General features: G+C 70.0%; 7 protein-coding genes and 1 pseudogene. 2 read left to right on the top strand and 6 right to left on the bottom strand.

All coding sequences use genetic code 11. From position 1 onward, the window contains the following. Together L995_RS18980 and L995_RS18975 are read left to right on the top strand one after the other, a co-directional pair. A pseudogene (locus tag L995_RS18980) lies at positions 1–239 on the top strand (hypothetical protein); the annotation flags it as partial. Positions 240–267: 28 nt separating this feature from the next. Then, positions 268–948: a winged helix-turn-helix domain-containing protein gene (locus tag L995_RS18975; protein WP_016450599.1), complete on the top strand. Its 681-nt coding sequence runs from the start codon at positions 268–270 to the stop codon at positions 946–948. A gap of 12 nt (positions 949–960) precedes the next feature. Here the strand turns inward: L995_RS18975 and L995_RS18970 are convergent, their stop codons facing one another. The 6 genes from L995_RS18970 to L995_RS18945 form a co-directional block, all read right to left on the bottom strand. Further along, positions 961–1,968, bottom strand: coding sequence for a transketolase family protein (locus L995_RS18970; protein WP_047327989.1), 1,008 nt, complete (start codon positions 1,966–1,968; stop codon positions 961–963). After that, on the bottom strand, positions 1,965–2,825 hold the full coding sequence (locus tag L995_RS18965; protein WP_047473000.1) for a transketolase: 861 nt from the start codon (positions 2,823–2,825) through the stop codon (positions 1,965–1,967). The genes L995_RS18970 and L995_RS18965 overlap by 4 nt, the downstream gene beginning before the upstream one ends. Positions 2,826–2,858: 33 nt before the next feature. Continuing rightward, entirely contained in the window at positions 2,859–4,118 is a 1,260-nt protein-coding gene (locus L995_RS18960) for a TRAP transporter large permease (RefSeq protein WP_047472999.1), read from the bottom strand. Positions 4,119–4,130: 12 nt separating this feature from the next. After that, positions 4,131–4,673 (bottom strand): TRAP transporter small permease, encoded by a 543-nt coding sequence (locus L995_RS18955; RefSeq protein WP_016450595.1) that lies wholly within the window; start codon positions 4,671–4,673, stop codon positions 4,131–4,133. Further along, complete coding sequence (locus L995_RS18950) at positions 4,670–5,677, bottom strand: TRAP transporter substrate-binding protein (protein WP_026062634.1); 1,008 nt, start codon at positions 5,675–5,677, stop codon at positions 4,670–4,672. Before L995_RS18950 ends, L995_RS18955 begins: the two co-directional genes overlap by 4 nt. Before the next feature lie 62 nt (positions 5,678–5,739). After that, positions 5,740–6,332: SDR family NAD(P)-dependent oxidoreductase (locus L995_RS18945; RefSeq protein WP_047472998.1), on the bottom strand; the 593-nt coding region annotated here is incomplete at its 5' end.

The raw sequence follows: 6,332 nt of genomic DNA, 5'->3' as shown, positions 1-6,332 counted from the left end.
AGGCCCGCTGCTGCCTGGAGCAGGCCGCTTTCCTGTTCTCGGCGCAGCGCCAGGAATCCCTGGTACCGGAAGGATCGCTGCGGGCACGTTCGCTGCAGTTGCGGCGCTTGTTCCACCGGCTGCAGATCAGCGAGACGGTCTTTTTCGCCTCCGCCTCCTCCCGGCAGCGCGAGGCCATCCGCGTCGGCACGAAATGGGCGCGACGGCAGCAGCAGATGCTCAGGCAGGTGCTGGCCTGAGCCTTGCCGTGCGGTCAAAGGAGCGAGCATGAAAGTCCTGATCGTGGACGCCCACCCGCCGTCGGCGCAGTACCTGTGCCAGGGCCTGTGCCAGGACGGGTTCAACGTGGACGTCGCGCATGACGGCCGGCAGGGCCGCGACATGGCACTGAGCCGTGCCTACAGCCTGGTGGTGCTGGATCTGGACCTGCCCGGGTTGAGCGGGCGAGAGGTCCTGCAGGCCCTGCGCCGGGCCACAAGCACCCCCGCCATCGTGGTTGCCGCAAACGACAGCCTGGAGGACCAGGTGTTCTGCCTGCAGCACGGCGCGGACGACTACCTGGTCAAGCCCATCAGGCTGCCGGTGTTCCTGGCCCGCGCAAGGCTGCGCATGCGCGGGTCCGCCGGGCGGGAGGGCATGCGCCTGACTTTGGCGGATCTGGTGCTGGACCTGTCCAAGAAGCGGGTCGAACGCGCCGGTCGCCGGCTGGACCTGACCCGGCAGGAGTTCGCCGTCCTGTGGCTGCTGCTGCAGCGCCAGGGCGATGTGGTCTCGCGCGCCGAATTGGTGGAGCAGGTCTGGAGCCTGCCCGTGGATGCCCTGAACAACGCCGTGGACGTGGCGGTGTGCAGGCTGCGCAGCAAGCTCGACGATCCCTATGCGGTCAAGCTGCTGCACACGGTGCGGGGCATGGGCTATATGCTGGCGCTGCGGACAGATTCCCCGTGACCGCAGCCTTGCCTACCCCAGCCACTGCCGGATGCGCCCCGCCAGCGCCTGGGCGCTGATGCCGTAGCGCTCATGCAGCGTGGGCAAGGCGCCCGCGTCGAGGAAGGCGTCCGGCAGGCCCGCCAGCCGAAAGCGCGCGGGCCGCACATCGCGCTCCAGCAGAGCGCCGGCCACGGCCTCGCCCAGGCCGCCCACCACCGAATGGTTCTCCGCCACCACCACCAGGCGCGGCCCGCTGGCCACGGCCTGCACGATGGCCTGCACATCCAGCGGCTTGATGGTGGCGCAGTGCAGCACGGCGGCGCCTACGTTGTCGGCGGCCAGCAGCTGGGCGGCCTCCAGCGCGCGCATGGTCATGAAGCCGCTGCAGATGATGAGCACCTCGCGGCCCTCGCGCAGCATCTTGGCCTTGCCCAGCTCGAACCGGTAGTCGTACTCGTCCAGCACCAGCGGCACGTTGCCGCGCAGCAGCCGCATGTAGACGGGGCCGCGGTGCGCCGCGATCTGCGGCACGGCCTGGGTGATGTCCAGCGCATCGCAGGGATCGACGATGGTCAGCCCCGGCACGGCCCGCATCATGGCCAGGTCGTCCGTGGCCTGGTGGCTGGGGCCGTAGCCCGTGGTCAGGCCGGGCAGGGCGCAGCAGATCTTGACGTCCAGGTTGTCCTCGGCAATCACCTGGTGGATGAAGTCGTAGGCGCGGCGCGTGCCGAAGACGGCATAGGTGGTGGCAAACGGCGTCAGCCCCTCCTTGGCCATGCCGCCGGCGGCGGCCATGAGCAACTGCTCGGCCATGCCCATCTGGAAGAAGCGCTCGGGGTGGGCCTGGGCGAACAGGTGCAGGTCGGTGTACTTGGCCAGGTCGGCGGTCAGGCCGACCACGTCGGGGCGGCTGGCGGCCAGCTCCACCAGGGCCTTGCCGAAAGGCGCGGCCTGCACGCGCTGGCCTTCGGCGGCGATGGAGGCGATCATGGCCGAGGTGGTCGGCCGGGGCTTGGGGGTGGCAAGAGGCATGTTCATGGCAGGGCGGGCTCCAGGGGTTGCGATGCGTCCAGGAGGGCAATGGCCTGCTGCCACTCGGGCGGATCGACGCGGATGAAATGGTTCTTCTCGCGCTGCTCCAGGAAGGGCACGCCCTTGCCCATCAGCGTGTCGCAGAGGATGACGCGGGGCCGGTCCTCGGCCAGCGCCCGCGCCGCGTCGAAGGCTTGCACCACCTGGGCCAGGTCGTTGCCGTCCACGCGCTGCACATGCCAGCCGAAGGCGGCCCATTTGTCGGCCAGCGGCTCGAAGCCCAGCATGCGCGTGGAGGGGCCGTCGGCTTGCTGGTTGTTCACGTCCACCAGGCAGATCAGCCGGCCCAGGCCGTGGTGGGCAGCGGACAGCGCGGCCTCCCAGGTCGAGCCCTCGTCCAGCTCGCCGTCGGACATGGAGTTGTAGACAAAGGCATCGCTGCCCTTGTGGCGCAGCGCCAGCGCCATGCCCACGGCGATCGGCAGGCCCTGGCCCAGCGAGCCGCCCGAAATCTCCATGCCCGGCGTATAGCTGGCCATGCCCGACATGGGCAGGCGGCTGTCATCGCTGCCATAGGTCTGGAGTTCCTCGTCGGACAGGATGCCCGCCTCGGCCAGGGCCGCGTAGAAGGTGATGGCGTAGTGGCCGTGCGAGAGCAGGAAGCGGTCGCGGCCCTCCCACCCGGGCTCATCGGGCCGCAGCCGCAGTGCGTCGCCATAGGCCACGGCCAGCACATCGGCCCAGCCCAGGGCCTGGCCTATGTAGCCCTGGCCCTGCACCTCGCCCATTTGCAGGGCGCGGCGGCGTATGCGCCAGGCACAGGCCGCGAGCCGGTCCAGGCGCTGTTGCAGTTCTTGGTTCATGCATCGTCTCCTAGAGATGGAAAGGCGCGCGGCTCAGCGCAGGATGCTGGCCGGCACATAGGACACCAGCGCCAGCACCGCCAGCGCCACCAGGTAGAAGGGAATCAGCTCGCGCACGGTCTGGCCCACCTTGACCCGGGCCAGCGAGCTCGTGATGAACAGCGTCGTGCCCACGGGCGGCGTGTACAGCCCCAGGGCCAGGTTCACGACCATCATGATTCCCAGCTGGGTCATGTCCATGCCGATGCTCTGGGCCAGCGGCACGAACACCGGCGTGAGCAGCAGCACGGCGGCCGGCAGGTCGATGAACATGCCGATGAAGAGCATCAGCAGGTTCATCAGCACGATCACCAGCCAGGCCGAATGCACATGCGACTGCACCCACTGGACGATGCCGTCGGGCATGCGGTCGAAGGTCAGCAGCCAGCCGATGGCCGCCGAAGCCATGATCACCAGCAGCACCACGCCCGTGGCCAGGCCCGCATGCACCACCGCATCGTTGAGCCGGCGCCAGCCCAGGTCGCGGTACACCACGGCCGACACCAGGCCCGCATACAGCGTGGACAGCACGGCCACCTCGGTGGGCGTGGCGATGCCCAAGCGCAGGAACACGATGATCAGCACCGGCAGCAGCAGGGCCGGGCTGGCGTACAGCAGGTGGCGCCGGAAGGCGGGCCAGGCGAAGGGCGTGGTGTCGCGCGTAAAGCCGCGCCTGCGGCCCACCCACCAGCACACGCCCATGAAGCCCGCGCACATCAGCAGCCCCGGCACGATGCCCGCCACGAACAGCGCCGCAATCGATGCATTGGCGCTGAGCGCGAACAGGATCATGGGGATCGACGGCGGGATCAGGATGTCGATGGTGGCCGCCGCCGCCAGCGTGGCCGCCGAGAACGCGGGCGGGTAGCCCAGCCGCCTGTGCCACGGGATCATCAGCGATCCGATGGCCGAGGCGTCGGCCACGGCCGAGCCCGACACCCCGCCGAACAGCGTGGACGACATCACCCCCACCTGGGCCGGCCCGCCGTGAAAGCGCCCTATCAGCGCCGACAGCACGCCCACCAGGGCCTCGCCCAGGCGCCCGCCCATCATCAGCGAGCCGGTGAGCATGAAGAACGGGATGGCGATCAGCGGAAAGCTCTGCACCTGGGCCACCATCTGCTGCACCAGCAGGTCCAGCGGCACGCGGTCCGAGGTGGCCGCCGCCGCCATGGCGCCCATGAGCAGCGCGTGCGCAATGGGCATGGCGATCACGGCGCCCGCCATGAAGACGAAAAGCATGATGAAGGACATGGCACCCTCCCTTCACCAGTGCGCGCCGGCCACGGGCCGGGCCGGTTCGGCAGACGCACCAGCCGCACCGGCCTGCGCGGATACCCGGTCCCTGCCCGCCACGCAGGCGCGCCAGGCCGACTGCAGGGCCAGCAGGGCCAGCAAGGCCATGCCCACCATCACGCAGCCATAGGTCAGCGAGCCGGGAATGCCCAGGATCTGGCTGCGCTCGTCATGCACGATCTCCAGCATGTTCAGCGTGGACCAGGCCAGCGTGGCGTACAGGGCGGCCACGGCCAGCCAGCCCAGCACGGCCGTGGCGCGCCGCACGCGGGCAGGCAGCGCCTCGACCAGAAAGCTCGTGGTGATGTGGGCGCCATGGGCGGCGGCCAGCACCACGCCCGACATCACCAGCCAGGGAAACAGCAGCTCGGGCACCTCGTTGGCCCACTGCAGGCTGGTGCCGCTGGCATAGCGCAGGGCGGTGTTGCACACCAGGATCACGAAGATCACCAGGGTGCTGGCCCACAGCACGGCGCGGCACAGGCCCGTGACCAGGCGTTCGATGAGGTTCATGGATGGCTCCCTGCGCTTGACTGCGCGCCTGCGGCCTTGACGACCTTGGCGATATAGGGGCCCGCAGGGCTGGCCAGCCACTTGTCCTGCACCTTGGCCGTGGCCTGGGCGAAGGCCCGCGCGTCGATGGTGCTCACCTCCACGCCCTTGGCGCGGATGTCGTCCAGCAGCTTGTCGTCGGCCTCGCGCGCCAGCTGGCGCTGGTAGGCCGTGGCCTCCTGCGCGGCCTCGGCCAGCAGCGTGCGGTCGGCGGCCGGCAGCCGGTCCCAGCTACGCTTGCCCATGATCAGCGGCGTCATCTGGAACATGTGGCCCGTCAGCGCCAGGTGCTTTTGCACCTCGTACAGCTTGCTGGCGTGGAAGTTGGCCAGCGGGTTTTCCTGGCCGTCGACCACGCCCTGCTGCAGGGCCACGTACAGCTCGGCGAACTTGATCTGCTGGGCCTCGGCGCCCAGGGCCTGGATGATGTCCACCAGCACCGCGTCGGGCGGCGTGCGCATCTTCAGGCCCTTGAGATCGTCCACGCTGCGCAGGGGCCGCTTGCTGTTGGTCATGTGGCGTATGCCGTTGTCCCAGTAGCCCAGCACCACCATGCCCTTGGCGGCCGATTTGTCGGCCAGCTCCCGGCCCAGCGGCCCGTCCAGCAGCTGGAAGGCCCGGGCCGTCGTGGCGAAGAGAAACGGCATGCCATAGGCCGCGTACTCGGGCACGGCCGCGGCCACCGCGCCCTGGGAATTGGCCGACAGGTCCAGCGCGCCCGTGCGCAGGGCCGTGACCATGGCCGCGTCGTCGCCCAGCTGGGCCGAGGGGGCGACCTGCACCTCGATGCGGCCCGCGCTGCGTGCCTTCACCAGCTCGGCGAACTTCAGCGATGCGAGGTGGCGCGGATTGTCGGGCGCGGCGCCGTGCCCCAGCGTGAGCTTGACGGCCTGGGCACAGGCCAGGGCCGGCAGCAGCAGGGCGCAGGCGGCCAGGGCGGCGCGATGGAAAAGCGTGCTTTGCATGGTCTTGTCTCCTTTGCTTGGGTTGTGTGCGGCCATGCAGGCCATGGCCAGGCGCGCGGGGCTCAGTGGATGAGCATCCCGCCGTTCACATCGAGCGTGATGCCCGTGCAATAGGCGGCCAGGTCGCTGGCCAGGAATACGCAGGCGCCGGCCACATCGTCGGCGCGGCCCAGGCGGGCCAGCGGAATCGTGGCGGAGATCTCGCGCTTGCGCTCGGGGCCGAGCTTGCCCTGGGTGATGTCCGTCTCGATCAGGCCCGGCGTGACGCAGTTGATGCGTATGCCATCGCCGCCGAACTCGCGCGCCATGGCGCGGGCCAGCCCCAGCACGCCGGCCTTGGCGGCCGAGTAGTGCGGACCGCCGAAGATGCCGCCGCCGCGCTGGGCCGAGACGGAAGAAATGCAGACGATGGCGCCCGCTTGCTGCCTGCGCATGGCCGGCAGCACGGCCTGGGACATGTACAGCGTGCCGCGCAGGCTCACGTCGAGCACGCGGTCGTAGTCGGCCCCGCCGATCTCCAGCGTGCCCACGGCCTGCGTGATGCCCGCGTTGTTGACCAGCGCGTCGATGCGGCCGAAGGCGCGCAGTACGGCGGCGGCCGCCGCCTCGCACGAGGGCTTGTCCGTCACGTCGGCCACCAGCCCCAGGTGCCCTT

The sequence above is a fragment of the Delftia sp. ZNC0008 genome (genome assembly GCF_000799035.1).
Classification (GTDB): Bacteria; Pseudomonadota; Gammaproteobacteria; order Burkholderiales; family Burkholderiaceae_C; genus Comamonas; species Comamonas tsuruhatensis.
Note: the sequence above shows the minus strand (reverse complement) of the source record. Positions and strands in the feature narration are given on the sequence as shown.

Excerpts from the sequence above, each read along its gene's own strand:
- L995_RS18975 (WP_016450599.1), top strand. The coding sequence starts at position 268 with ATGAAAGTCCTGATCGTGGACGCCCACCCGCCGTCGGCGCAGTACCTG.
- L995_RS18950 (WP_026062634.1), bottom strand. The coding sequence starts at position 5,677 with ATGCAAAGCACGCTTTTCCATCGCGCCGCCCTGGCCGCCTGCGCCCTG.
- L995_RS18965 (WP_047473000.1), bottom strand. The coding sequence starts at position 2,825 with ATGAACCAAGAACTGCAACAGCGCCTGGACCGGCTCGCGGCCTGTGCC.
- L995_RS18960 (WP_047472999.1), bottom strand. The coding sequence starts at position 4,118 with ATGTCCTTCATCATGCTTTTCGTCTTCATGGCGGGCGCCGTGATCGCC.
- L995_RS18970 (WP_047327989.1), bottom strand. The coding sequence starts at position 1,968 with ATGAACATGCCTCTTGCCACCCCCAAGCCCCGGCCGACCACCTCGGCC.
- L995_RS18955 (WP_016450595.1), bottom strand. The coding sequence starts at position 4,673 with ATGAACCTCATCGAACGCCTGGTCACGGGCCTGTGCCGCGCCGTGCTG.